The sequence below is a fragment of the Streptosporangium sp. NPDC002524 genome (assembly GCF_040295985.1).
GTDB lineage: Bacteria > Actinomycetota > Actinomycetes > Streptosporangiales > Streptosporangiaceae > Streptosporangium.
Genome location: NZ_JBEOWK010000009.1, coordinates 102,255 through 127,117, shown reverse-complemented (window position 1 = coordinate 127,117; position 24,863 = coordinate 102,255). Strand labels below are relative to the sequence as shown.

General features: G+C 71.8%; 28 protein-coding genes. 16 read left to right on the top strand and 12 right to left on the bottom strand.

Going from position 1 to position 24,863, the window contains the following annotated elements:
- Positions 1-187: 187 nt before the first annotated feature.
- The 3 genes from ABT053_RS17820 to ABT053_RS17810 form a co-directional block, all read right to left on the bottom strand.
- A complete protein-coding gene (locus tag ABT053_RS17820; protein ID WP_502991794.1) occupies positions 188-484 on the bottom strand; it encodes an AfsR/SARP family transcriptional regulator in 297 nt (98 codons plus the stop codon).
- Between the two features lie 314 nt (positions 485-798).
- Positions 799-1,581 carry an SGNH/GDSL hydrolase family protein gene (locus ABT053_RS17815; protein WP_350970135.1) on the bottom strand — a complete coding sequence of 261 codons (783 nt, stop codon included), beginning with the start codon at positions 1,579-1,581 and terminating at the stop codon, positions 799-801.
- Complete coding sequence (locus ABT053_RS17810) at positions 1,578-1,733, bottom strand: hypothetical protein (protein WP_350970134.1); 156 nt, start codon at positions 1,731-1,733, stop codon at positions 1,578-1,580. The genes ABT053_RS17815 and ABT053_RS17810 overlap by 4 nt, the downstream gene beginning before the upstream one ends.
- A gap of 177 nt (positions 1,734-1,910) precedes the next feature.
- On the opposite strand from ABT053_RS17810, the gene ABT053_RS17805 reads away from it, so the two are divergent.
- Positions 1,911-2,780, top strand: a complete 870-nt coding sequence (locus ABT053_RS17805) for an LLM class F420-dependent oxidoreductase (protein ID WP_350970133.1) — start codon at positions 1,911-1,913, stop codon at positions 2,778-2,780.
- A gap of 86 nt (positions 2,781-2,866) precedes the next feature.
- Here the strand turns inward: ABT053_RS17805 and ABT053_RS17800 are convergent, their stop codons facing one another.
- Entirely contained in the window at positions 2,867-3,652 is a 786-nt protein-coding gene (locus ABT053_RS17800; protein ID WP_350970132.1) for an SAM-dependent methyltransferase, read from the bottom strand.
- The gene (locus tag ABT053_RS17795) at positions 3,649-4,533 is read right to left on the bottom strand and encodes a helix-turn-helix domain-containing protein (protein ID WP_350970131.1); all 885 of its coding nucleotides are present in this window, start codon (positions 4,531-4,533) and stop codon (positions 3,649-3,651) included. Before ABT053_RS17795 ends, ABT053_RS17800 begins: the two co-directional genes overlap by 4 nt.
- A gap of 277 nt (positions 4,534-4,810) precedes the next feature.
- Here ABT053_RS17795 and ABT053_RS17790 point away from each other — a divergent pair, with 277 nt between their 5' ends.
- Positions 4,811-5,017: a hypothetical protein gene (locus ABT053_RS17790; protein WP_350970130.1), complete on the top strand. Its 207-nt coding sequence runs from the start codon at positions 4,811-4,813 to the stop codon at positions 5,015-5,017.
- Here the strand turns inward: ABT053_RS17790 and ABT053_RS17785 are convergent.
- The gene (locus tag ABT053_RS17785; protein ID WP_350970129.1) at positions 4,990-6,522 is read right to left on the bottom strand and encodes an alpha-lytic protease prodomain-containing protein; all 1,533 of its coding nucleotides are present in this window, start codon (positions 6,520-6,522) and stop codon (positions 4,990-4,992) included. The two genes, ABT053_RS17790 and ABT053_RS17785, sit on opposite strands and share 28 nt — an antisense overlap.
- A gap of 962 nt (positions 6,523-7,484) precedes the next feature.
- On the opposite strand from ABT053_RS17785, the gene ABT053_RS17780 reads away from it, so the two are divergent.
- The 4 genes from ABT053_RS17780 to yjfF are packed head-to-tail and all read left to right on the top strand — an operon-like array spanning position 7,485 to position 12,091.
- Positions 7,485-8,477, top strand: a complete 993-nt coding sequence (locus tag ABT053_RS17780) for an ABC transporter substrate-binding protein (RefSeq protein ID WP_350970128.1) — start codon at positions 7,485-7,487, stop codon at positions 8,475-8,477.
- Positions 8,478-8,508: 31 nt separating this feature from the next.
- Positions 8,509-10,020, top strand: coding sequence for a sugar ABC transporter ATP-binding protein (locus tag ABT053_RS17775; RefSeq protein WP_350970127.1), 1,512 nt, complete (start codon positions 8,509-8,511; stop codon positions 10,018-10,020).
- Positions 10,017-11,102 (top strand): ABC transporter permease, encoded by a 1,086-nt coding sequence (locus tag ABT053_RS17770; protein ID WP_350970126.1) that lies wholly within the window; start codon positions 10,017-10,019, stop codon positions 11,100-11,102. Before ABT053_RS17775 ends, ABT053_RS17770 begins: the two co-directional genes overlap by 4 nt.
- On the top strand, positions 11,099-12,091 hold the full coding sequence (yjfF, locus tag ABT053_RS17765) for a galactofuranose ABC transporter, permease protein YjfF (protein WP_350970125.1): 993 nt from the start codon (positions 11,099-11,101) through the stop codon (positions 12,089-12,091). Before ABT053_RS17770 ends, yjfF begins: the two co-directional genes overlap by 4 nt.
- 235 nt (positions 12,092-12,326) lie before the next feature.
- Here the strand turns inward: yjfF and ABT053_RS17760 are convergent, their stop codons facing one another.
- The 3 genes from ABT053_RS17760 to ABT053_RS17750 all read right to left on the bottom strand — a co-directional run bounded on the left by ABT053_RS17760 (position 12,327) and on the right by ABT053_RS17750 (position 14,264).
- A complete protein-coding gene (locus ABT053_RS17760) occupies positions 12,327-12,791 on the bottom strand; it encodes a hypothetical protein (RefSeq protein ID WP_350970124.1) in 465 nt (154 codons plus the stop codon).
- 254 nt (positions 12,792-13,045) lie between these two features.
- Positions 13,046-13,321 (bottom strand): hypothetical protein, encoded by a 276-nt coding sequence (locus ABT053_RS17755; RefSeq protein WP_350970123.1) that lies wholly within the window; start codon positions 13,319-13,321, stop codon positions 13,046-13,048.
- 502 nt (positions 13,322-13,823) lie between these two features.
- On the bottom strand, positions 13,824-14,264 hold the full coding sequence (locus ABT053_RS17750; protein ID WP_350970122.1) for a VOC family protein: 441 nt from the start codon (positions 14,262-14,264) through the stop codon (positions 13,824-13,826).
- A 353-nt stretch (positions 14,265-14,617) separates the two neighbouring features.
- On the opposite strand from ABT053_RS17750, the gene ABT053_RS17745 reads away from it, so the two are divergent.
- Positions 14,618-15,121, top strand: a complete 504-nt coding sequence (locus ABT053_RS17745; protein WP_350970121.1) for a calcium-binding protein — start codon at positions 14,618-14,620, stop codon at positions 15,119-15,121.
- A 151-nt stretch (positions 15,122-15,272) separates the two neighbouring features.
- Here the strand turns inward: ABT053_RS17745 and ABT053_RS17740 are convergent, their stop codons facing one another.
- Entirely contained in the window at positions 15,273-16,049 is a 777-nt protein-coding gene (locus ABT053_RS17740) for an alpha/beta fold hydrolase (protein ID WP_350970120.1), read from the bottom strand.
- Positions 16,050-16,106: 57 nt separating this feature from the next.
- Between ABT053_RS17740 and ABT053_RS17735 the strand changes: the two genes are divergently transcribed.
- Positions 16,107-16,565 (top strand): MarR family winged helix-turn-helix transcriptional regulator, encoded by a 459-nt coding sequence (locus ABT053_RS17735; protein WP_350970119.1) that lies wholly within the window; start codon positions 16,107-16,109, stop codon positions 16,563-16,565.
- 133 nt (positions 16,566-16,698) lie between these two features.
- Here the strand turns inward: ABT053_RS17735 and ABT053_RS17730 are convergent, their stop codons facing one another.
- Entirely contained in the window at positions 16,699-17,298 is a 600-nt protein-coding gene (locus ABT053_RS17730; protein ID WP_350970313.1) for a TetR/AcrR family transcriptional regulator, read from the bottom strand.
- 69 nt (positions 17,299-17,367) lie between these two features.
- On the opposite strand from ABT053_RS17730, the gene ABT053_RS17725 reads away from it, so the two are divergent.
- The 5 genes from ABT053_RS17725 to pcaG all read left to right on the top strand — a co-directional run bounded on the left by ABT053_RS17725 (position 17,368) and on the right by pcaG (position 21,199).
- Positions 17,368-18,195 carry a class I SAM-dependent methyltransferase gene (locus ABT053_RS17725; protein WP_350970118.1) on the top strand — a complete coding sequence of 276 codons (828 nt, stop codon included), beginning with the start codon at positions 17,368-17,370 and terminating at the stop codon, positions 18,193-18,195.
- A gap of 199 nt (positions 18,196-18,394) precedes the next feature.
- Entirely contained in the window at positions 18,395-19,183 is a 789-nt protein-coding gene (locus tag ABT053_RS17720) for a CoA transferase subunit A (protein ID WP_350970117.1), read from the top strand.
- Complete coding sequence (locus tag ABT053_RS17715; RefSeq protein WP_350970116.1) at positions 19,180-19,809, top strand: CoA transferase subunit B; 630 nt, start codon at positions 19,180-19,182, stop codon at positions 19,807-19,809. Before ABT053_RS17720 ends, ABT053_RS17715 begins: the two co-directional genes overlap by 4 nt.
- Positions 19,810-19,907: 98 nt before the next feature.
- Positions 19,908-20,678 (top strand): protocatechuate 3,4-dioxygenase subunit beta, encoded by a 771-nt coding sequence (gene pcaH, locus ABT053_RS17710; protein WP_350970312.1) that lies wholly within the window; start codon positions 19,908-19,910, stop codon positions 20,676-20,678.
- Positions 20,675-21,199: a protocatechuate 3,4-dioxygenase subunit alpha gene (gene pcaG / locus ABT053_RS17705; protein WP_350970115.1), complete on the top strand. Its 525-nt coding sequence runs from the start codon at positions 20,675-20,677 to the stop codon at positions 21,197-21,199. Before pcaH ends, pcaG begins: the two co-directional genes overlap by 4 nt.
- A gap of 220 nt (positions 21,200-21,419) precedes the next feature.
- Here the strand turns inward: pcaG and ABT053_RS17700 are convergent, their stop codons facing one another.
- Positions 21,420-22,253: an NAD(P)H-binding protein gene (locus ABT053_RS17700; protein WP_350970114.1), complete on the bottom strand. Its 834-nt coding sequence runs from the start codon at positions 22,251-22,253 to the stop codon at positions 21,420-21,422.
- A 129-nt stretch (positions 22,254-22,382) separates the two neighbouring features.
- On the opposite strand from ABT053_RS17700, the gene ABT053_RS17695 reads away from it, so the two are divergent.
- The 3 genes from ABT053_RS17695 to ABT053_RS17685 all read left to right on the top strand — a co-directional run bounded on the left by ABT053_RS17695 (position 22,383) and on the right by ABT053_RS17685 (position 24,643).
- Positions 22,383-23,360, top strand: coding sequence for an AraC family transcriptional regulator (locus ABT053_RS17695; protein WP_350970113.1), 978 nt, complete (start codon positions 22,383-22,385; stop codon positions 23,358-23,360).
- A gap of 180 nt (positions 23,361-23,540) precedes the next feature.
- Positions 23,541-23,798: a type II 3-dehydroquinate dehydratase gene (locus tag ABT053_RS17690; RefSeq protein ID WP_350970112.1), complete on the top strand. Its 258-nt coding sequence runs from the start codon at positions 23,541-23,543 to the stop codon at positions 23,796-23,798.
- A complete protein-coding gene (locus tag ABT053_RS17685) occupies positions 23,798-24,643 on the top strand; it encodes a shikimate dehydrogenase (RefSeq protein WP_350970111.1) in 846 nt (281 codons plus the stop codon). The genes ABT053_RS17690 and ABT053_RS17685 overlap by 1 nt, the downstream gene beginning before the upstream one ends.
- The last annotated feature ends 220 nt before the right edge of the window (positions 24,644-24,863 follow it).

Below are 24,863 nucleotides of genomic sequence, written 5' to 3'. Positions count from 1 at the left end.
ACAGTCGGTGGCCGGGGTTCGGTATGGGTCCGGCATTCTTCGCCGCCGGGGGAGGGTCCCTGACGCGTCGCGAGCCTCTTCACGGGTCGCGGGCTTCTTCATAGGGTGCGGGCTTTTTCATAGGGTGCGGGCTCGCTCGCACGTCGCGGGCTCCCACGGATCGACGGATTTCCCAGGTCGACGGCCTTCAGAGATCGAGGACGACCTTGCCGGGAACGCGGCGGGCGAGCAGCGCCTCGGCCAGGGTACGGCCGTGCTCGCCCAGGGCGCGGCGGGGCTGGGAGACCTTCGTCTGCAGGGTGTTGGCCGGATCGCCGGGCGGATTCGTCCCCCACAGGTCGTCCGCGAGCCGGTCGGCCGACACCGGGCGGCCCTCGTGGGCCAGCAGGTCGGCGAGGAGCGCGCGGACCTTCGGCTCGGGGATCCGCACGGGGCGCCCGTCGGCGCCCCACACGGAAAGCGGGCCCAGAACTCCGAATCTCACCGGATCACGCTATCCCCGGCCGACCGCCGGGCCGACCTCCGACCAACCTTCGGCCGACTTCCGATCAACCCCCTGGGCCGACTGGGCCGACCTCCGGCCGACCCCGCGCCCACCGGCCGATCGTGCGCGGCGCCTGGCGGGCCGTTCAACCGGACCGTCCAACCAGGCCGTTCAGCCGGACTGTTCAACCAGGCCGTTCAACCGGACCGTTCAACCAGGCCGTTCAACCGGACTGTTCAGCCGGACCGTTCGACCGGGCCTTTCAGCCGCGTCGTTCAGCCGGGCCGTTCAGCCGGGCCGTTCAGCCGGGCCGTTCAGCCGGGTCGCAGGTCCGGGGGCGGGTCGGACGGCGGTTCGAATCCGCCCGTCAGGACGGGACGCTTGGGGAGGACCCCGTCACCCGAGGAGCGGCCCGTCAGGCGGCGGCGCAGCCAGGGGGTGAGGTGCGCCGAGGCCCAGCGGAGGTCGGCGAGCAGCGGCGGCCTGGTCGCGGGCGGGCCGGGAGGGGGCGGGGGAGGGGTGGCCGCGCGGCCGAGCGCGGCCAGGACCTGGTCGGCGACCCGGCGATGGCCCAGCGGGTTGAGGTGCAGGCGATCGGAGCTCCACAGTCCGTGGTCGTCGAACGCCCGGTCGCCGAACAGGTCGACCAGGTAGGCCCCGTTCCGCTCGGCCACCTCCGTGACCAGCTCGTTCATCGCGACGATGCGGGGACGCAGCACGTGGGGCAGCGGGAGCCGGACGCTCAGGTCGGGGAAGGTGAAGAGCAGCACGTCCGCGCCGGACGCGCGCAGGCGGGCGACCACCTCGCCGAAGCGGTCGCGCATCGTGGTCAGGTCGAAGCCGCGCCACAGCGCGTCGTTGCCGCCTGCGGCGATGCTGACGAGTGACGGGCTCATCGCGATCGCCACCTCGACCTGCTGCGCGACGACGTCGTCGAACCTGCGCCCCCGGATGGCCAGGTTCGCGTAGCCGAAGCCCGGCGCGTCGAGGTCCGCCGCCACGAGATCCGCCCACCCGCGGAACGTGCCGTCGGGACGCGGGTCGCCGACGCCTTCGGTGAAACTGTCGCCGAGCGCGACGTAGCCGAAATCCGTCACGGGGTCCGCCGAGGGGAACGTCCGAGGGGAGTGACCGGCTTCCGGCGGACCGGCGCGCCGCCGGTGGCAGTGGCCGTGACGGTGGCCGTGGCGGTGGCGGCGACCTTCCTCAGGGGGTCACCCGCCCGCCGGTCGAGTTCGAGAATGTCCATGCGGGTCATCCTAGAAGTGGCCGTGACCTCGCCCCGGGGCGGGGGACGGCCGCTCGTGCCGTCCCAGACGTAGATCTTTCCCACCGGGTGAGCCGTCCCGGTGTCGCGCGCGGTTGAGCGATGCCGGGCGCGGAATGATGGTCGGTGAGTTCGCCTGACCGTTGACGGGAGCCATGGATGCAGATCGGCGTTGTCTTTCCGCAGACCGAGATCGGCGCGGACGCGGGCGCGGTGCGCGCCTACGCGCAGGGGGCCGAAGAGCTCGGGTTCCGGCACCTGATGGCCTACGACCACGTCGTCGGTGCCGACCCCGAGGTTCACCAGGGCTGGAAGGGCGTCTACGACATCGAGTCGACGTTCCACGAACCGATGGTCCTCTTCGGGTACCTCGCCGCGCTGACCTCGCTGGAACTCGTCGCCGCGATCATCATCCTGCCCCAGCGGCAGACGGTCCTGGTGGCCAAACAGGCGGCGGAGGTGGACCTGCTCACCGGCGGCCGGTTGCGGCTGGGCGTGGGGCTGGGATGGAACCAGGTCGAGTACGAGGCCCTCGGCCAGGACTTCGGCACCCGGGGCAGGCGCGCCGAGGAGCAGGTGGAGCTGATGCGCCGGCTGTGGACCGAGCGGTCGGTCACCTTCGAGGGCACCTTCGACCGGGTCACCGGAGCGGGGCTGGCACCGCTGCCGGTGCAGCGGCCGATCCCGCTCTGGTTCGGCGCGCAGTCTCCTCCGGCGTACCGGCGGGCCGGACGGCTGGCCGACGGCTGGTTCCCGCAGGTGCCTCCCGGCCCGAAGCTGGACGAGGCGAGGGCGACGGTCGAGGAGGCCGCCGTACAGGCGGGGCGCGACCCGTCGGCGCTCGGCATGGAAGGCCGGGTGAGCTGGACGGGCGACGCGGACGAGGTGGGCGACCAGGCCCGCCGGTGGCGGGAGGCGGGTGCCACCCACCTCGCCGTCAACACCATGAAGGCGGGACTGGGCTCGGTCGACGACCACCTGGCCGCGCTGGCGACCGTGGCCGACACGCTCGGACTGCGAAAGGGCTGACCGCCTGACGGGCGGGGCCCCGCGGACCTCGTCCTCGCCCGTGGGTGGTCCGGCGCGGCGGGATCCTGTTCCCGCTCGCGGGTGGTTCAGCGCGGCGGGATCCTGCCGAGGCCGGCGACGACCTCGAAGGCGTGCTCGGGGAACGGGTCGTCGTCGACAGGACGCCAGTCCGCCGCCAGGACCAGTCCCGGTTCGAGGAGTTCGAAGCCTTCGAACAGCTCGCCGACCTCGCGCAAGGTACGGAGCTGCACCGGGTTGCGGGTCTGCTTGTAGACCGCCAGCCCGGCGGACGCCTCGTCCTCCGGCATCGTGTCGGAGCAGGCGTGGGTGAGCCCCAGGTAGCTGCCCGGCGCGAGGGCGTCACGCAGCCGGGCCATGAGGTCGCGCGCGGTGTCCCCGCCGACGAAATGCCATACCGCGACGGTGAACACGCCGATCGGCCGGGTGAAGTCGAGCGTGGCCCGTACCCGGGGATGGTCGAGGATCTCCTGCGGCATGCGCAGGTCCCCGTGGATCGTCAGCACGCCGGAGTCGTCCATCGTCGACTGGTTGTGCGTGACGACCGTCTGGTCGTTGTCGACGTGCACCACGCGGGCGTCCGGGTGGACCCTCCGTACGACCTGGTGGAGGTTCGGGGGAGTGGGCAGGCCGCAGCCGATGTCCAGGAACTGGTCGACACCGGCCTCGGCCATGACCCTGGCGGACCGCAGCAGGAACCCGCGGTTGGCCCGGCACGCGTCGACGACCGTCGGGAAACGGGCCACCAGCATCTTGACGGCCTCCCGGTCCGCCGCGAAGTTCTCCTCGCCGCCGAGCATGACGTCATACATGCGGGCCGCACTCGCCTGTGATGCGTCACTGGGATGGGTCACTGGGCGCCTTCCGGTGGAGGTGTGTGGTCGTCCATGACGTGCACGCGGTCGCAGATCCTCATCAGGAGCGCCGTCGTGTCGCCGCTCTCGCGGGCCGCGACCGAGAGCCGGTCGAACGTGACGGCGTGCTCCTCCCGGAGGGACCGTTCGGCGACCTCGTCCCTCTCCCCGTGCACCGCGATCATCTGGGGCAGGCCGTAACCGCGGCGGAAGATCGTGAAAGGGCCGTACCCGGGGATGAACCGTGAGCCCATCGGATTCACCTGGATGCTGACGCCCTTCGTCTGGGCCGAGGCGGTCAGCGCGATGAGCTGGCGGATGTGCGCGTCCACCCCCGCGATCGGCCGCCACAGCACGGGCTCCTCGATCACGGCCCACAGCACGGGCCGGTCGGCGCCGGAGAGCACCTTCTGGCGGCGCAGCAGCTGCTCCACGCTTCTCTCGACGTGGACGGGCGGGGCCGGGTACCGGCTCATCCGGTAGACGGCCGCCGCGTACTCCGGGGTCTGCAGGAGCGGCGGGATGACGAACGGCTGGTAGGCGCGGATGAGGTCCGCGGTCTGTTCCAGGCGCATCACCACCGCCGCGTCCAGCGGGAGCTCCTTGCTGTCCCACCAGCCCGGCGTGCGCTCGCCGAACGCCACGGACAGCAGCATCTCCTGCTGGTACGGGTCCCTGACCCCGTACAGGGCGAAGAGCGCGCGCAGGTCGTCCCGGCGGAAGCCCCGCTGCCCGGTCTCCATCCGGCTGATCTTCGACTCGCTGGCCCGGATGGCCTTGCCGGCCTCGGCGGCGGTCAGGTTGCACTGGAGCCGGAGCTGCCGGAGCCGGGCACCGACGATCTGGCGCGCCATGTCGCCGGCCTCCGCTTGAGCGCTCACATCCCCTCCGCGTGTCTCCGCCCGCCGGACGATCAGTGGGAGCCCCCGCCCTCTCGACTTGCCACGGCAAGATCACCTAGAAAGTGGAATCGAGGCTATTGCTTGTTTTCTTCTGGTGTCCAGGTATTTCGAATACCGTTCCCCGAAATTTCAAGATCACAAAACTTGCGAAAGGCGCGTCCGGTCAAGGCCCGCCCGCACCGCGTCGCCGAGCGCCGGGGCCCGTTCACGATCATCCTGCCGCCGCCGCCCACGGCGCCGTGAATCAGGGATCGCCGTGGGTCGAGGGCCGCCGTGGGTCGGGGGCGCCGTGGCGGCGGCGATCGCGGTCCGCGTCCCGCTGATCGCCGCCACCATCGTCCCCGGGTCCGCTCAGAGGGCCCTGTCCTCGGCCGTCACCGTCACGCCCGGGTCCGCTCAGGAGCCCCCGCCCTTCGCCGTCGCCCCCTGGTCGGCTCAGGGCGCCCTGAAACTCAGGGTGTAGGGGCCGGAGCCGGCCGAGGCGGTCACCCGGTAGCGGTAGTAGCCGGCCGTCCCGCTGTAGGTGATCGCCGCGTTCGGGCCGGGGCCGTCGGAGGTGGCGACGGTCGCCCAGGCGTCCCTGTCGTTCCACTTCTGCAGGTACAGGTCGAAGTCGGTGCCCTCGGGGCCGTTCAGGCAACCGGAGTGGACCCCCGGCACGTTGGACCGGTAGTAGAGGTTCCCCGGCTGGTACGCCGACCGGCCGGCGGCCAGGGTGCCGGTGTAGGTGCTGGGATAGCCGGTGCAACTGGTCGCGGGGGGCGGCGGGGTGCTCGTGGTGACCACCAGGGTCAGCCCGTAGGCGGTGAGGATCTCGGCGATCGGCTGGAAGTAGGTGGTGCCGCCCTGGCTGCAGTCGCCGGAGCCGCCCGAGGTGACGCCCTGGGCCTGGTCCACGGAGATGAAGGAGCCCCCCGAGTCGCCGGGTTCGGCGCACACGCTGGTGCGGACCAGTTGCGCGACGGTGCCCTGCGGGTAGGTGACGCTGGCGTCGCGCTGCTGGATGAGGCCGCAGTGCCAGTCGGTGGTGGAGCCCGACCGGCAGACCGAGGCGCCCTCGACGGCGGCACGGTCGCCGGCGACGGGCACGGTGCTCCCCTCGCCGTTGTCCACCGTCGGGGTGGCCCTCCAGTTGTCGTTGACGGAGACCCAGGAGTAGTCGCTGCCGGGGAAGGACGACCCCTGGAAGACGCCCTGGGCGGTGCGGTTGAAGCCGGTGGTGGTGGCACCGGCCCTGCCGCAGTGCCCGGCGCTGACGAAACCGTTCTGGGCGCCCTTGCGCACGGAGAAGCCGATCGAGCAGCGGCTGGTGGTGCCGACGTAGTAGGCGGTGCCGCCCACCAGGTCGAACAGGGGCAGGGGGGCCTCGTCGGAGGGCAGCACGATCACCGAGGCGTGGTCCACGTCGGCGCTCAGGACGTAGTTCTGCGCCTGGGCGGGCTCGGGGGCCAGGACGACCACCTTGTTGCGCTTGATGTCGACGTAGCGCACGCTCGACACGAGCGGCCGGGGCGGCAACGCGGCGTCGAGCTTCCTCTTGATCTCCGTCAGTTCCGCCAGCGACTTCGAGACGATCTCGGCCTGGGCGCCCGCGGCGAGGATCATGGGGACGTCGGCGGCGCTGGTGGTCGCCACCACCAGGATGCCCGCGGTCTTCGAGCGAAGCCAGGCGCCGCCGAAGCGGGCACCGAGGCTCTCGCGCAGCCGCTCCGCGATCGGCATCAGGCGGGCCTCGTTGGCCAGGCGGGCCCTGGCCTGCCGGGGAGACAGGTCGAGGTCGCGCTGGACGGCCTCCAGCATGCCCGGCGGCGGTGGCACGGCCAAGGCCCTCGGGACGACCGGCGCGGACACCCCCGCGGGGGCGCTCTCTCGCCGGTCGGCATCGGCGGGAACGGCGGTGAAGGTGAGTGCGATGATCGCCAGGACGCATCCAGCGGTAGCGGCATGCCTGCGGTACATACGATTCATGGGTTTTCTCCTGACCTCGGCTATCGAAGCGTGAGGGGAGATCGCCCCGTACCGCCCGTGGATCATGCGACGGAGCACAGAACACTTTAGATCGGCCGGCGCCGATCGCAGGTGAGGCGGCCGTACGCCACGCGGGCGCTAATTTCCCGCGAGCCCGTCCGGACCATCGCCGTGGATGGAAGCGGCGGCCGTCGCGGGCACCGTAACGAGGCGAGGCGGCGGCCGTCGCGAGCACCGCAGCAGGGGCGAAGCGGCCGTCGCGGGCACCGTAAGGAACAGCGGCCGTCGCGGGCGTCATAACGGGACGAAGGGGCGGCCGGCACACCGGCGGGGCGAAGCGGTGGCGTGTGGGGGACCTGTCGCGGGCGCCGCGAAGGATCGGAGCGGTGGCGCGTGGGGGACCCGCCTCGGGGAGCGTCATGGGGCGGACCGGTGGCGGGCGGAGGCCCGCCACCGGGGGCCGTCACGGATCGGACCGGTGGCGGGCGCGCGACCTGCGGCGGGGGCCGCGACGACCGCGGGAGCTCACGGTCTCACGTTTCCGGTGTGATTAGACCGTAATAAAGAGATCGCTTGACGGCATGGTTGTTAGCGTTCACAGTCTTGTCCAACGCGAGATGAGGAGCGGCCGTGCAGACAAGTGTGGGGCTCCACCCGCCGGTGGCCGCCAAGGCGTCCGGGCCGGCGAGCGTGTCGTGCCGGGCGGTCCGCCGGATGCCCGGCAGGCCTCCGGGCGCGTGCGGGACGGGCATCCGGAAAGCTCGGGGCCGCGACGCGGCGCGGTGCCGGCGTAGCGCCGGGACGGATCCGCGCGGCGGGCGCGCCGGGTGAACGTCTCGCGCGTTCCCTCGATCACCTCGCGGACGGGCGGCACCCGGCCGAGGTAGCCGTCCACTCGGAAGATCGGCGCTGTTCGCGGTCTTCCGCCCAAAATGTTAACGCTCACATAAAGGACACCCCCCATGTTCCGAAAAGTCTCAGCGTTCGTCCTGGCGGGCGTCGTCGCCACGGCGATGACAGGGTGCGGCAGCACGAGCGCGCCGGCCGGTGGCGCGGGCGGCGGTGCCGCCGGCGACGGCAAGATCACGATGGGTTTCTCCCAGGTCGGCGCGGAGAGCGGCTGGCGTACCGCCAACACCAAGTCGGTGCAGGAGTCGGCGAAGACGGCGGGGGTGGAGCTGAAGTTCTCCGACGCCCAGCAGAAGCAGGAGAACCAGATCAAGGCGATCCGCTCCTTCGTCCAGCAGAAGGTCGACGTCATCGCGTTCTCGCCGGTGGTGGAGTCGGGCTGGGACACGGTGCTCAAGGAGGCGCAGAACGCCAAGATCCCGGTGATCCTCACCGACCGGGCGGTCGACTCCACCGACACCACCCTCTACAAGACCTTCCTGGGCTCGGACTTCGTCGAGGAGGGCAAGAAGGCCGGTCAGTGGCTGGTGGAGGAGTACAAGGATTCGGCCGACCCGGTGAACATCGTCGAGCTGCAGGGCACCACCGGCTCGGCGCCGGCCAACGACCGCAAGGCGGGCTTCGCGGAGGTGATCGCGGCCGAGCCGAAGTTCAAGATCGCCGCCTCGCAGACCGGTGACTTCACCCGGGCCAAGGGCAAGGAGGTGATGGAGGCGTTCCTGAAGTCCACCCCGGACATCGACGTGCTGTACGCGCACAACGACGACATGGGACTGGGCGCGATCGAGGCGATCGAGGGCGCGGGCAAGGTGCCGGGCAAGGACATCAAGATCATCACCGTCGACGCGGTGAAGGACGGGATGCAGGCCCTGGCCGACGGGAAGATCAGCTTCATCGTCGAGTGCAGCCCGCTGCTCGGCCCCCAGCTGATGGACCTGGCCAAGAAGGTCGTCGCGGGCGAGCAGGTGCCGGCCCGCGTGGTGACCGAGGAGACCACCTTCACCCAGGAGCAGGCCAAGCAGGCCCTGCCCACCCGCCAGTACTGAGCCGCCCACCCCGGGAAGAGAGGAGCGCGGCATGGACGCACCGGCACCGATCGTACGGATGAGCGGGATCGGCAAACGATTCCCCGGCGTCAAAGCCCTGGACGACGTCGGCTTCCGGCTGCTGCCGGGCGAGGTGCACGCGCTGATGGGAGAGAACGGCGCGGGGAAGTCGACCCTGATCAAGGTCCTCACCGGCGTGTACGGCGTCGACGAGGGCGAGATCGAGCTGGCCGGGGAGCCGGTCGCCTTCTCCGGCCCGTCCGCCGCCCAGCGGGCCGGCATCAGCACGGTCTACCAGGAGGTCAACCTGTGCGGGAACCTCTCGGTGGCGGAGAACATCTTCGTGGGCCGTGAGCCGCGCCGGTTTGGCCGCATCCGGTGGAAGGAGACGCGCCGCCGGGCCGAGGAGCTGATGGGCCGCCTGGACCTGCGCGTCGACGTGTCGGCGCCGCTGGCGTCGTGCTCGCTCGCCGTGCAGCAGATGGTCGCGATCGCCAGGGCGGTCGACGTCGAGGCCAAGGTGCTGATCCTCGACGAGCCGACCTCCAGCCTCGACGCCGGCGAGGTGGCCCAGCTGTTCCGGGTGATGCGCCGGCTGAAGGAGAGGGGCATCGCCATCCTGTTCGTCTCGCACTTCCTCGACCAGGTCTACGAGGTGTCGGACCGCGTGACGGTCCTGCGCGACGGGAGGCTCGTGGGGGAGTACCTCACCCGCGAGCTCCCCCAGGTCGACCTGGTCGCCAAGATGATCGGGCGGGAGCTGGCCGACCTGGAGAGACTCGACGAGAAACCGCCCGCCCGGGTCGCGGAGCCGCTCGTCGAGGCGCACGACCTCGGGCGGGCGGGCGCCGTCGCCCCCTTCACCCTGACCATCAGGGAGGGGGAGGTCGTCGGGCTGGCCGGGCTGCTCGGCTCCGGCCGTACCGAGCTGGCGCGGCTGCTGTTCGGCGCCGACCACGCCGACACCGGCTCGCTGCGGGTCGGCGGCAGGCAGGTCGCGCTGCGCACGCCGCGGGCGGCGATGAACCGGAGGATCGCCTTCTGCTCGGAGAACCGGCGGGCGGAGGGACTCGTCGACGAGCTCACGGTGCGCGAGAACATCGTCCTCGCGCTGCAGGCCGCGCGCGGCTGGAGCAGGCCGCTGTCGCGGCGCAGGCAGGACGAGCTGGTCGCCAAGTACATCGCCACTTTGAACATCCGGCCGGGCGACCCCGAGCAACCGGTCCGCACCCTCAGCGGCGGCAACCAGCAGAAGGTGCTGCTGGCCCGCTGGCTGATCATGGAACCCCGGCTGCTCATCCTCGACGAGCCCACCCGGGGGATCGACGTCGGCGCGAAGGCGGAGATCCAGCGGCTGGTCGCCGAACTGTCCGACGGGGGCATGGCCGTGCTGTTCGTCTCCGCCGAGCTGGAGGAGGTCCTGCGGCTCAGTCACCGGGTCGGGGTGCTGCGCGACCGCACGCTGGTCGCCCAGCTCGACAACGACGACGCCCTCACCACCGACGTCCTGATGCGGAAGATCGCGAGCGGGGCCGCGTCATGACGGCGTTGCTCAGACACCGGCTGCTGTGGCCCGTCGTGATCCTGGTCGCGCTGCTGGCGCTCAACGTGGCGTTCACCGACAACTTCCTGCACGTGCAGATGAGGGACGGGCACCTGTACGGCAGCCTCGTCGACATCCTCCGCTTCGGGGCGCCGCTGATCCTGGTCGCGCTGGGCATGACGCTGGTCATCGCCACCGGCGGCATCGACCTGTCGGTCGGCTCGGTGGTGGCGATCGGCGGGGCGCTGGCCTGCGTGCAGATCAGCGGCCTGGCCGACCAGAACTCCGTCGGCGGCGTGCTGTCGGCGATCGGCGTCACGCTGGCGGTGGCGCTCGCGCTCGGCGCCTGGAACGGGTTCCTGGTGGCCGCCGTCGGCATCCAGCCGATCATCGCGACGCTGATCCTCATGGTCGCGGGACGGGGCCTGGCCCAGCTGATCACCGACGGGCAGATCATCACGGTCAACAGCGTCCCGTACAAGCTGGTCGGCGGCGGTTACTGGCTCACGCTGCCGTTCGGCATCCTTGTCGTGATCGCGCTGACGGCGCTGACCGCCTTCCTCACCCGGAGGCTGGCGCTGGGCATGTTCATCGAGGCGGTCGGCGGCAACGCCGAGGCCAGCAGGCTGTCCGGGATCCGCTCCCGGGGCGTGCTGATCGTGGCGTACACCTTCTGCGGGCTGTGCGCGGGCATCGCCGGGCTGATGATCAGTTCCAACGTCTCCAGCGCGGACGGCAACAACGCCGGGCTGTGGATCGAGCTGGACGCCATCCTGGCCGTCGTCATCGGCGGCACCTCGCTGTCGGGCGGCCGGTTCTCGCTCGGCGGCACCGTGCTGGGGGCGCTGATCATCCAGACCCTGACCACCACGATCTACTCGATCGGCGTGCCGCCGGAGACGACGCTGCTGTTCAAGGCGCTCGTGGTGACGATCGTATGCCTGCTGCAGTCTCCGGCCTTCCGGCGGAAGGCGTTCGGGTGGGGCAGGCGCCCGGCCCCGCCGCCCCACGCTCCGCAGGGTCCTCCGGCGGACGTGGCCACCGGCGAGCAGGCACGGGAAGAGACGGTGAGGAACAGATGACGGGCACCACCCTGACCGGCCCGGCCGGACGGCTCGCGATCCCCCGCAGATACGTCCCGGTCGCGGTGACCGCGGGCCTGCTCGCCGCGATGTTCGCGGCCGGCGGCATCCGGTACGAGGGGTTCGCCAGCGGCCAGGTGATCCTCAACGTCTTCGTCGACAACGCGTTCCTGCTCGTCGTCGGCGTCGGCATGACGTTCGTGATCCTCGCGGGCGGCATCGACCTGTCGGTGGGCGCGGTGGTGGCGCTGTCCACGATGGTCACGGCGAGCCTCGTCACGAACCAGGGCTGGCCGGCGCCGGTGGTGATCGTGCTGGTGCTGGCCATCGGCGCGGCGCTGGGAGCCGGGATGGGGGCGATCATCCACTACTTCCAGGTCCAGCCCTTCATCGCGACCCTCGCCGGGATGTTCCTGGCCCGCGGGCTGTGCTACACGATCGGCACCGACTCGATCCCGATCACCGACGGCGTCTTCACCGCCTTCGCGCAGACCAGGATCGACCTGGGCGGCGAGATGTGGATCTCGCCGAGCGTGGTGATCGCCGCGGTCGTGGTGCTGGTGGCCGCGTACGTGCTGCACCACACGCGGCTGGGCCGCACGGTCTACGCCGTCGGCGGCAGCGAGCAGTCGGCGCTGCTCATGGGCCTTCCGGTGGGCCGGACGAAGATCGCCGTCTACACGATCAGCGGGCTGTGCTCCGCGCTCGGCGGGATCCTGCTGTCGTTCTACATGCTGTCCGGGTACGGGCTGCACGCCGTCGGCATGGAGCTGGACGCCATCGCGGCCGTCGTCATCGGCGGCACGCTGCTCACCGGCGGCTCGGGCTATCTCTTCGGCACCGTGCTGGGCATCCTCGTGCTCGGCCTGACCCAGACGATCATCAGCTTCGAGGGGACCCTCAGCTCCTGGTGGACCAAGATCTTCATCGGCCTGCTGCTGTTCGCGTTCATTTTGCTGCAACGGCTCATCGGCGTCCGGCGGACCTGAGGCGGCACCCGGCCCCGGCCGCTCCCGGGCGTCCCGACCACTCAGCAGGCCTCGCCTCGTCTCGCCTCGTTTCGCACGAGGCGAGACGAGGCCGGCTGGGCGGGAGCGGGTTCCGGGGTGAGCCGTCCGATTCGGCCGTGGCCGTGATGCCGGGACGCCGTGATGTCGGGACGCTGTGACGCCCGGGACGCCGCGATGCCGGGAGGATTCGCCGGGGCGCGGTCAGATGGCGTTGTCAGATGGCGTTGTCCAGCTGTTCGGCCACCTGCTCCAGGCCGCCCTTGATGAGCCGCCCGTACTCGTCGTCGCCCAGCGCGCCGATCCCGGCCCGCGCCTGCCCGAGGTGTTCACGGGCGCGGTCGAGATCGCCCAGCTTGCGGTAGCACTCGCTCAGATTGAGGTGCAGCGACGGATGCAGACCGGCCACCGAGAGCGGCACCCCGGCCTGGCTCACCCGCTCGTCGGTGACCAGCTCGACGGCGGCGAGTGCCCGCAGATCCCACATCAGCTCCTCCTGCACGTCGTCCTGCACGTCGGCCATCGAATGGGCGAGGACGCAGACGTGCAGCGGGTCGCCCTGCTCGCCTCCGATGTCCTCCCAGACCTGCGCGAACAGGTCGCGGGCGGCATCGCGCTGACCCTGGTGGTGGTGCAGCTCCACCCCCTGGCCGATCCTGGTCATGATCGGGTCGGCGGTCATCGGCGGCTCCTTCACCATCGGGGGGCGATCGCGATCACCCTATCCGCCCGACGCAGCTTGACGATCTTCAAGCTTCCGGCCGGCCGGTTCGCCGGACGACCCCGGATGATCCCGGTCGTCCGGGGCGTTGAGCGGGCGTCGGCCGGGTGAGGTGAGCGGGCCTGCGCAAAACACGCTTGCGGAGTCGTCCGGGGTCCTCGGTCACATCGGCCACCTGTGGAAACCTCTCCCGGAGAACCGGCGACGGCCTCCGCTCAGCGGTGACCGGCGGGAGTGGTGCCGAACATCAGGGTGCGCCGCCGGACGTCGTAGAAAACGGTCCCGGCGCTGGACAGCAGAGCCTGGAGATTGCGGGCGTCGTAGGGTTCCAGCGTCAGCACCTCCTCCCAGGCGCCCTGGTCCAGGACGAGTTGCAGGGTGTAGGTGCCGGACTGGCCCGGCTTACCGGCGACCCAGCTGAACTGGTAGTGGCTGAGCTGGCGGACGACGATGCTGTCGTCGGTGACGGGCTGCTTGGGCGTGGTGGCCATGGGCTTCTCCTGGATCGCCGTTCACTGGACGGTGGTGGGAGCGCCTGCGTGACGCCGTCGCCGATCGGCGCGAAGCGCGCGCGGCCGGGCCCCCGCCGGAGAGCGGCTGGGCTCCCCACCGGAGAGATGCCCGCTCATCCACCTGCCACTCCGCGCTGTGACACCACTCTCCTTCAAGATCTTCCCGGTGTGCTTTGCCGATCCCTTGGAACCCGGCGGAACCGGCCGTGGACGCCACGGCGACCCCCGGCCCGGAGAAGGAGACGCCCGGAAGTCCACCGCGTGGGCCACGGTCACCGGCTCCGCGGACCTCGGCGCATCAGCGTCCGGGAGCTCATCGGCCACCCCCGTTGTCCCGGGTGAGGCCAACGCCATGCCGTGGTCACCGGCTCCTCGGCCATCGGCGTATCAGCGTCCGGGAGTTCCTCGGCCACCCCGGTTGTCCTGAACAAGGCCAATGCCATGCCGTACGACACGTCGGCGGGGGTCCCTTTCGGCGCCCTCAGCCGAGCTGCTGAGCAAGTCCGACGATGATGCCCTCGGGGCCGCGGACGTAGCAGAGCCGGTGGCTGTCCTCGTAGCGCGCGAGCTCGCCGACGAGTTCGGCGCCGTGGGCGCGCAGGCGGGCGACGACGTCCTCGATGTCGTCGACGGCGAACATGATGCGACGAATGCCCGGCGTGTTCACCGGCGCGTCCTTCGGCCCGGGGCCGATCGCCTTCGGCGTGCGGAACATCGCCAGCTCGATCCGGCCGTGGCCGTCCGGGGTCCGCAGCATCGCGACCTCCTGCCGGACGTCGTCGATGCCGATGACGCGCTCCACCCAACGTCCCTCGACCGGCGCCCTGCCTTCCAGCTCCATGCCGAGTCCGACGAAGAACGAGACGACGGCGTCGAGGTCGTCGACAACGATGAGGACGTTGTCCATCCGCTGGATCGTCATGCTTGGCCTCCTCGGTGGGACGCGGCCACGGTGGTCGCGTCCCACCCCTGGGACGAAGCCGCCGGGCCGTTCTCGACATTCTCAGCGGCGGCCCTTCACCCCGGAGGGCACGAGAACGGCCCGGTGCGCGCCGGAGCCGCTCCACTCGATCTCGGGCGTCGCGAGCCGGACGTGACAGGCCGGCGACCGATGGCCCTCTCGTCTACACCTGCCTTGTTCCGTCTTCGTCCCGTAGGTATTTGGGCCGACAGCGGGCGCGCATTTCGGCACAGACCGGAGGGGGTCTGAGGCGCTTTCCTTGGGTCATCGGCCCGACGGGGGCCGGGACCATCGAATCGAAGGACTGAATGAAAATGCGTCGTCACATCGCCGCTCTCGCTCTCACCATCGCCGGTCTGGCCGGCATGGTGTCGCTGTCGGCTCCCGCCCAGGCGGCCGCGCCGATCAACGTGACCGTGAGCCTCGGCGGCCTGTCGGTCACCGGCACGACCGGATCCGACCTGATCACTCTTGCCGAGGGCGGCAGCGGCCTCATCAGGGTGACCGGGGCGGGCGTCACCTCCAGCGACACCGACTGCCAGCCGATCTCCGGCGGGGTCAGCTGCGCGAACGCCAGCACGATCATGGTCAACATGCGCCAGGGCGACGACATCGTCAACAACGACACCGTCAACCGGTTCACCGAGATCTTCGGCTCGGCCGGCCACGACACCCTCTGGGGCGGCAGCGGCCGCGACGTCCTCGTCGGCGGCACCGGTGACGACTTCCTGCACGGCCGTGGCGGCAACGACACGACCGACGGCGGAGCCAACACCGACACCTGCACCGGCGAGACCGAGGAGAACTGCGAGATCTGAGCGACCGGCCTCACGGTAGGGGACCGTTGAGCCGGTAGCGGGGCCGGGCGTCCGATCGGACGCCCGGCCCTTCCACGTCCGGCCCTTCCACGCCCGGCCCTTTCGTGACCGGCCTCGGAAGCCGGTTTCGCGTCACGCCTCACCCGTGCCGTCAGGTCGTGCGGAGGAAGTCCGCGAGGATCTCGTTGAAGACGCCGGGACGTTCCATGTTGGGGTAGTGGGCGGCGTCGCCGACGGAGACGGCGCGGCCGTGGGCGACGGTTTCCGCGAGGCGTCCGGCCATGCCGATGTGGTCGGGGGAGTCGACGGCGCCGTGGACGGCCAGCACCGGGACGTCGATCTCGGCGGCGCGGGCCCAGGTGTCGCGCACCGGGACGAGCCAGTCGGGTTCGTCGGCGGTGTGCTTGCCCATGGTCTCCGCGGCCATGCGGCGCAGGCGGCGTACGACGTCGGGGTCGACCTCGTCGAGGGTCCGGTACGGGCCCGCCGCGAACAGCGTGAACGCCTCGATCGAGGCGACCAGGTCGCCGGCGGCCATCGCGGAGGTCCAGGTGGCGAGGCTCCGGGTGGTCCACGGGTCGGTGAAGTACGGTTCGCCGGTCCCGGCGCCGCTGACGACCAGGGCCCTGACCAGCTCGGGGTGCTCCAGGGCGGTGTCGACCGCGACGGCGGCCCCCATGGACACGCCGACGAGGACCGCGGGACCGGTGCCGAGGTGACGGAGCAGCGCGGCGAGGTCGTCGGTGTGGCGGAACGGCTCGGTCGCGTTGGGGGACCGGCCGTGGCCGCGGGCGTCGGGCGCGATGACGTGGTGGTACGGCGCGAAGGCGGGGATCTGCGCGTCCCACATGCCATGACCGAGAAAGCCGCCGTGCAGCAGGACGAGGGGTGGGCCAGAGCCGGCTTCGCGCCAGAACAGGTCACTCATGACACCTAAGGTGTCATGTTATCGCCATGATGACAACCTAGGTGTCATCATGGTGGAGTGACGGAAACAGGACGGGAGCCGGCCGACCGGCTCGCCGAGGTGTTCGACCTGGTGGGGCCGCTGTACCGGCGGGCGCAGCGCAAGGTGGAGCAGGACGTGCCGGGCGAGGGATTGTCGGTCGGGGTCCGGGCCGTGCTGAACATGCTCCACGGGCACGGGCCGATGACCGTCCCGCAGATGGGTCGGGCCCAGGCGCTGAGCCGCCAGTTCGTGCAGCGGATGGTCAACGAGGCGGCCGCCCGGCACCTCGTCGAGTCCGTCGAGAACCCGGCGCACAAGCGGTCCTCGCTCATCCGGCTGACCGCCGGGGGCGCGGCCGTCATCGGCGCCGTGATCGCCCGCGAGCGCGCGATGCTCGGCCAGGTCGGCGACGACCTCACCGACGCCGAGGTCGACGGCTGCGTCCGGGTGCTCTCGCGCCTGCTCCGGCTCCTCGACGACGTCGAGATGGACTGACGGGCGGGCCATCGGGCGGGCGCGGTTCCGTGCGGCCGTCCCTGTGCGATTGGGCGCGGTTCCGTGCGGCCGTCCCTGTTGCGACGTCGAGCCGCCGGTGCCGCGCTCGCGGCCCGACGTCGCGGACGGGCGCTCAGAGCAGCCGTCTCTGCACGACGTCGGCGACGACCGTGGTCACGATCCTGTCGACGGCCCCGGCCTCGGGCGGGGTGCCCCCCGTGCCGGCGTACAGCAGGTGCCCGGCCCCGACCAGCGTGAACGCGAGCGTTTCGACGTCGGCGTCCGCCGCGATGCGGCCCATCTCGCACTCGGCGGTGAGGTAGGCGGCGAGCATGGCCCCGGCCTCCGCCAGGACTGGGACGCCGGGCGATCCGGACCGGCGCAGCCGGGCGCGCAGGTCGTCCCGGGAGATGACGAGGCCGACGATCGCCACGGCGACCGTCTCGAACAGCTCCGTCAGCGCGCCGGCGAGGTTGCCGGCGACGGTGCCGGTCCCGGCGGAGTCGCGCAGGGCGGTGGCCTGGGCGCCGATCCGGGCGACGCGGTCCAGCACGAGCTCGGCGAGGAAGGCGTCGAAGTCGGCGAAGTGCCGGTGCAGGACCCCCTTGGCGCAGTCGGCCTCCGTGGTGACCGCCCGGCTGGTCAGCGCGTTCGGCCCGTCCCTGAGCAGGACGCGCTCGGCGGCGTCGAACAGCTGCTCGCGCGCGTCGCGCATGGCCACCCCCGTCGGCACGTGCATCCCCGCTTTCGATCGAAGAACCCGTCCGTTGACGAGTGGGCATGTGCCCACTACGGTGGGCACATGCCCACTATATCGTCGGCCGGAGCGCCCCTTCCCAAGAACGATCCTCATCGGCACCGGCAGGTGGCGGAGTCGTTCGGCTCGGACGCCGAACGCTACGACCGCGCCCGGCCCCGCTACCCCGACGCGATGGTCGGCCGGATCGTCGCCGCCAGTCCCGGGCCCGGCGTCCTCGACGTCGGCTGCGGCACCGGCATAGCGGCCCGGCAGTTCCGGGCGGCCGGCTGCGAGGTGCTCGGCGTCGAGCCCGACGCGCGGATGGCCGGCTTCGCGCGGAGCGGCGGGATCGAGGTCGAGGTGGCGACGTTCGAGGACTGGGACCCCGCCGGCCGGGAGTTCGACGCGGTCGTCGCCGGGACGGCCTGGCACTGGGTGGACCCGGTGGCGGGAGCCGCCAAGGCGGCGCGGGTGCTGCGGCCCGGTGGCCGGCTGGCGGCGTTCTGGCACGTGTTCCAGCTCCCGCCCGGCGTGGCGGAGGCGTTCGCCGAGGTCTACCGGCGGGTGGTGCCCGACTCGCCGTTCGTCTTCCAGGGGGCGGGGAACGCCCTGGAGGGATACCAGGCGCTGTTCACCAGGGCCGCCGACGGGATCCGGGAGGTGGGCGGGTTCGGCGAGCCGGAGCAGTGGCGGTTCGACTGGGAGTGTTCCTACACCCGTGAGTCGTGGCTGGACCAGCTGCCCACCTCCGGCGCGCTCACCCGGCTCCCGCCGGACCGGCTGGCGGAGGTGCTGGAGGGCGCGGGGGAGGCCATCGACGCGATGGGGGGCGGCTTCACGATGCCCTACGCCACGGTGGTCGTCACCGCCGCGCGAACCGGTGCCGCCTGACGCGATCGCCGTACGCGGTACGACATGCGGTACGACCGTCGTGCGCGCTGTCTCCTGCTGGTGTGGCAGGTGCGCTTTGACAGGAGGGTCGCCGGTACACATACTCAAGTGCGCGATAATGAACCAAAGTTCGCACAGCGAACACGACGAACACGATGAGCACAGCGAACACAGCGAACGCCTGGCCGAACGGAGTGTCGTGCGCGGAGACCGCGGGGACAAGGTGATCGCCACGGCCGCGGAGGCCCTGGCGGATGTGCGCGACGGCGCGTCGTTCGCGGTGGGCGGGTTCGGCCTGAGCGGCATCCCGAACGTGCTGATCCAGGCCCTGTACGACACGGGGGTGCGCGGGATCGGCGTGGTGTCGAACAACTGCGGCGTGGACGGCGGCGGCCTGGGCGTCCTGCTGGAGGCCGGGCGGATCGGCCGGGTGACCGCCTCCTACATCGGCGACAACAAGGAGTTCGCCCGGCAGTACCTGACGGGGGAGCTGGAGGTGGAGCTCACCCCGCAGGGCAGCCTGGCCGAGCGGCTGCGCGCGGGCGGCTGCGGCATCCCCGCCTTCTACACCCCGGCCGGGGTCGGCACGCCCGTCGCCGACGGCGGGCTGCCGTTGCGGCACGGCCCGGACGGCTCGGTGGTGCTCGCCTCGCCGCCCAAGGAGGTACGCGAGTTCGACGGCCGGGCCTACGTGCTGGAGCACGGCATCACCACCGACTTCGCGCTGGTACGGGCGGCCAGGGGGGACCGGCACGGCAACCTCGTGTTCGGCAAGGCCGCGAGGAACTTCAACCCGCTGGCCGCGATGGCCGGGCGGGTCACGATCGCCGAGGTCGAGGAGCTGACCGAGCTCGACCCCGACGAGATCCACCTGCCCGGGGTGTTCGTCCAGCGCGTCGTGCCGCTCACCCCGGAGCAGGCCGCCGACAAGGCCGTCGAGCGGCGTACCACCTCCGCGCCCGCGGAGCGGGAGGGGGCCACCTCATGAGCTGGAGCCGTGACCAGATGGTCGCGCGCGCGGCGGACGAGCTGCGCGACGGCGACTACGTCAACCTCGGCATCGGCCTGCCCACCCGCATCCCCTCCTTCCTGCCGCCGGGCACGGACGTGATCCTGCACTCGGAGAACGGCATCCTCGGCGTCGGCCCCTATCCCGCGCCGGACGCGGTCGACCCCGACCTGATCAACGCGGGCAAGGAGACGGTGACCGTGCTCCCCGGCGCGTCGTTCTTCGACTCCTCGCTGTCGTTCGGCATGATCCGAGGGGGGCACATCGACGTGGCGGTGCTGGGCGCGATGCAGGTCTCGGCCCGTGGTGACCTGGCCAACTGGATGGTCCCCGGCAGGCTCGTCAAGGGCATGGGCGGGGCGATGGACCTGGTCCACGGCGCCCGCAGGGTCATCGTGATCATGGATCACGTCGCCAAGGACGGCTCGCCGAAGATCATCGAAAGGTGCTCGCTGCCCCTCACGGGGAAGGAGTGCGTGCACCGCATCATCACCGACCTCGGCGTCCTCGACGTCACGGGGGAGGGGCTGGCGCTGGTGGAGACCGCGCCCGGGGTGAGCCTGGCGGAGCTGCGCGATCGTACGGACGCGGAGGTGCGGGCATGAGGGGCGTCCCCGTGGCCGGGGCGGACGGCACCGGCCGCGCCTCCCCGCACGCCGGTGCCGGTCAGGGCCTCGCCGTCGTTCCCGAAAGGCAGGAGTTCATGTCAACACCCCTCACGCAGGCCGACATCGACCGCGAGATCGCCGAGCTCCGCGAGCTCCGCGCGCTCCGGGCCGACGGTGACGGACGGGAGGCGCACCACCCATCCCGCGACTACGGCCCCTACCGCAGCACCGCGCTCCGCCATCCGAGACAACCGCTGATCGCGCTCAAGGACCCGGAGGCGGCCGAGCTGGCCGGGCCGGTCTTCGGCGTCACCGACGTCACCGCGCTCGACGCCGACCTGACCAGGCAGCACCTCGCCGAGCCGCTGGGCGAGCGCATCACCGTGCACGGCCGCGTCCTCGACAGGAACGGCCGCCCGGTGCGCGGCCAGCTCGTGGAGATCTGGCAGGCCAACGCCTCCGGCCGCTACCCGCACCAGCGCGACGACCACCCGGCCCCGCTCGATCCCAACTTCACCGGCGTCGGCCGCTGCCTCACCGGCGACGACGGCGGCTACGCCTTCACGACGATCAAGCCCGGCGCCTACCCATGGCGCAACCACACCAACGCCTGGCGCCCCGCGCACATCCACTTCTCGGTCTTCGGCACGGCCTTCACCCAGCGCCTGGTCACCCAGATGTACTTCCCGAACGACCCGCTGTTCCCCTACGACCCGATCTTCAACTCCGTCACCGACGAGCGGGCCCGGCAGCGCATGATCGCCGCCTACGAGCACGACCTGTCCGTTCCCGAGTGGTCCCTCGGCTACCGGTGGGACATCGTCCTGGACGGCCCCGCCGCGACCTGGACGGAGGAGGACCGGTGAACCCCACCCCCTCGCAGACCGTCGGCCCCTTCTACGGCTACGCGCTCCCGTTCCCCGGCGGCGGTGACATCGCGACCGGCGGGATCACCCTGCACGGGTACGTCTACGACGGCGCGGGCGATCCGGTGCCGGACGCGCTGCTGGAGTTCTGGCAGGCGTCTCCGTCCGGCGACCTCACCGGCGCGCCCGGCACGCTGCGCCGCGACCCGGTGAACGGCGCGGTCATCGGCAGGAACGGCGTCGACTTCACCGGCTTCGGCCGGGTGCCCACCGAGGCCGACGGCCGCTGGACGCTGCGCACGCTCGTGCCCGGCAACGGCTACGTCAGCGTGTGCGTGTTCGCCCGCGGCCTGCTGCACCACCTCTACACCCGCGTCTACCTCGCCCACGACGCCTTCCTCGACTCGCTGCCGCCCGAGCGCGCGCACACGCTGCTCGCCGCCCGGGAGGGGGAGGACCGCTACCGCTTCGACATCCACCTGCAGGGCGAGAAGGAAACGATCTTCTTCGACTTCGGCTGACCCGGCTCCGGTTGATCCGGCTTTAGCTGGCCCGGCTCCGGTTGACCTGGCTTCGGCCGGCTCGGGTTCGGGTTCGGGTTCGGCTGGTTCCGGGCCGTCACCCCGTGGGGGCGGGCGCCGTTCACAGGGCGCACGTCTCCGGGGTGGCCGCTTTCACGGGATACCCGTGTTCAGGGGATACCCGCGTCGACAAGACGCCTGTGCAACGGGACGGCGGGCTTCACGGGGTGCGGAACCGGTCCGCGTGGTCGGTCACCCAGGCGCGGAACGTGCGTGCCGGGACTCCGGTGACCTCCTCCACCGTGGCGGTGGCCGCTCTCGGCGAGGTCACCATCCCGGCCTGGGCCCGCAGGACGCCGTCCACGGCCTCGGGGGGCCAGCCCCGTTCGAGCATCCGCTCCCGCGCGGCCCGGGGCGAGGTCTCCTCCCAGCGCACCGGGCGGCCGATCACCTCCCCGATGACTCTCGCCTGCTCGGCCTGGGTCAGTGTTTCGGGACCGGCCAGCTCGTAGGCCGCGCCGTCGTGCCCGTCGCCGGTGAGCGCGCGCACCGCGACCGCCGCGAGGTCCCGCTCGTGCAGCGGGGGCATCGCGGCCGCGCCGTACGGCTCGCGCACGACGGCCTCGGCGCGGATCTGCCCGGCCCACCGCAGGGTGTTGGCCGCGAAGGCGTGCGGCCGCAGGAACGTCCGTTCCAGCCCGGACCGCTCGATCATCCCCTCGATCCGCCGCTCGTGGTCGCGTACGGCGGCCGAGGAGAGGTAGACGACGCGGCGGGCGTGTGCGGCGATCATGTCCAGGAGCGCGGGCATCCCCTCGGCGGTGGCGAAGGGCCAGAGGAGGAAGACGGCCTCGGCCCCGTCCAGGGGCGCGCGCAGGCTGTCGGGGTCGGCCAGGTCGGCGCGCACGACCTCGGCGCCGCCGGGAAGCCCGGCCGTCTCCGGATCTCGGGCCGCCGCGCGCACCTCGGCGCCCGCCTCCAGCGCCTGGGCCACGACCTGCCGGCCGATCGTGCCGGTCGCCCCGATCACCAGGATCCCGCGCTGACCCGCCATGAAGGCTCCTCCTACGGTTGATCACCTTGTGTCCGCCAACCGTATGAGCCCGTAGAGAGACATCCAATGTGTGATTATCTCGTTTTCATGCGTATTCGTCTTCGGGGAGCCGCCGGATAGACTCGCGCGATGGACGTGCTCAGTGACGTGATCGCCGCGATGCGCGCCGGTGAGCCCCGTTCGGCGCGCGTCCGGTGGCACGCTCCCTGGGGGCAGCGCTTCCCCGCGGTGCGCGGGTCCGCCGGTTTCCAGGTGGTCCTTCAGGGATCGTGCCGGTTGATCCCCCCGGACGGCGGCGTCCCCGTCACGCTGAACGTCGGCGACGTGGTGTTCCTGCCGCACGGAGGCGGCTACGCGCTCGCCGACAGCCCCGGCACCCCGCTGACCGGACCCGCCTGCGACCCGCTGAACGACTCCCGGTTCGAGGACCGCTACGCCTCCGCGAGCGTGGGGGAGGTCGGGGACGGCAGCCCGCAGGCGGTCACCGTGACCCTCTGCGGCGGATACCGGCTCGATCCAGGCCGGGCCCATCCGCTCCTGGGCGACCTGCCGGAGATCGTCCACCTGCCCGCCCGCCTGGGGCACCACCCCGAGCTGCGCGCCGCCGTCGACCTCCTCGGCGGCGAGCTCGACGCCCCCCGCCTCGGCGTGGACACCATAGTGCCCGCCCTGCTCGACATGCTGCTGCTCTACATCCTGCGGACCTGGTTCGACGAGCAGTCCGAGCGCGGTACGGCCACCGGCTGGGCCGCGGCCCTCGCCGACCCGGCGATCGGCGCCGCGCTGCACGCCCTGCACCGCGACCCCGCCCTCCCGTGGACGGTCGAGACGCTCGGCGGCAGGGCGGGACTGTCCAGGGCGGCCTTCTCCCGGCGCTTCACCGCCCTGGTCGGCCGTCCGCCCCTCACCTACCTGACCTGGTGGCGGATGACCGCCGCCGCCCGGCTGCTCCGCGAGTCCGACGCCCCGCTCGGCGAGGTGGCCGCCCGGGTCGGGTACACCTCGGAGTTCGCCTTCGCCAACGCCTTCAAGCGAGAGCACGGCACCCCGCCCGGCGGCTACCGGCGGCGGAGCCGTGCGGAGGCCCGGAGCGGCGCCCCGGCGTGACCCCGCCCCGGCCGGCTGACTGGAAAGCGGGGGCGTCATGCGCTATAACGAACTCACTAGTTCGTACATAAAAATGGCACATGAATGGGAAGGGTGTCCTGGCGCTGTCGCCTGGCCGCTCCGGCCCGGTCCGTGCGCCTGCCTGGTCAGCTAACGTACTAGTACGTACATTGGAGAGCGATGCCTGGCGTCATGGTCCTCGACGGGTCCAACCTCAACCTCCCCGGCCGTCGCGAGCCGCACCCGTACGGCGGCGCGGCACTCGCCGGCATCCGGGCGCGGTGCCACCGCGTCGGCGCCACACCCGGTCCCGAGGTGGACTTCCGGCAGAGCGACCACGAAGGCGTGCCGATCGACGCCGTGATCCGCGGCGCCGGGGCGCACGGGTACGTCCTCGCGCCGATCCATCTGGCGCACCCGCTGAAGAGGGAGAACTGATGGCCTCGTACCTGACCGGGTTGATCGGCTCGGGCATCGGCCCCTCGCTCAGCCCGCCGCTGCACGAGCGCGAGGCCGCCCACCACGGGCTGCGGTACGTCTACCGCCTGCTCGACACCGACAGCCTGGGGCAGGACGTGGGGGAGCTGGTCCGCACGGCCCGCCGGTTCGGCTACGACGGGCTCAACATCACCCACCCGTGCAAGCAGGCCGTCATCCCGCACCTGGACGAGCTGTCGGAGGACGCCCGCATGCTGGGCGCCGTCAACACGGTCGTCTTCGACGGCGAGCGGGCCGTCGGCCACAACACCGACTGGACGGGCTTCGCCGAGTCGTTCGACCGGGGACTGCCGGACGCGCCCACCCGGCGCGTCGTCCAGCTCGGCGCGGGAGGCGCGGGAGCGGCGATCGCGCACGCGCTGCTGACCATGGGCGCGGGCCAGGTCACCGTCGTGGACGCCGACCCCGGGCGGGCGACGGCGCTGGCCGCCCGGCTGGGCGACCGCTTCGGGCGCGAACGGGCCCGCCCCGCCGCCCAGGACGACCTGCCCGGACTGCTCGCCGGCGCCGACGGCCTGGCGCACGCCACCCCCACCGGCATGGCGCTCCACCCCGGGCTGCCGCTGCCGGTCGAGCTGCTCCACCCCGGGCTGTGGGTGGCCGACATCGTCTACCGGCCGCTGGAGACCGAGCTGCTCAAGCAGGCCCGCGCCCTGGGGTGCCGGACGCTCGACGGCGGGGGCATGGTCGTCTTCCAGGCCGCGCACGCCTTCCGCCTCTTCACCGGCCGCACCCCGGACAGCGAGCGGATGCTCGCCCACCTGACCGACCTGGTCGCCACCTGACCACCTGTTCGGCAAGGGCGCCGCCTGAGACCCCGTTCGGCAGGGGTGCCGCCTGAGAACCCATCCATCCGACCGCCCTGATCGCCACCGACCGGCCTGACCACCACTGACCGACCGGTCACCACCGACTGGTCTGGTCACCACCGACCGGCCTGACCGCCACCGACCGACCGGTCACCACCGACCGACCCGATCGCCACCGACCTGCCTGACCGCCACC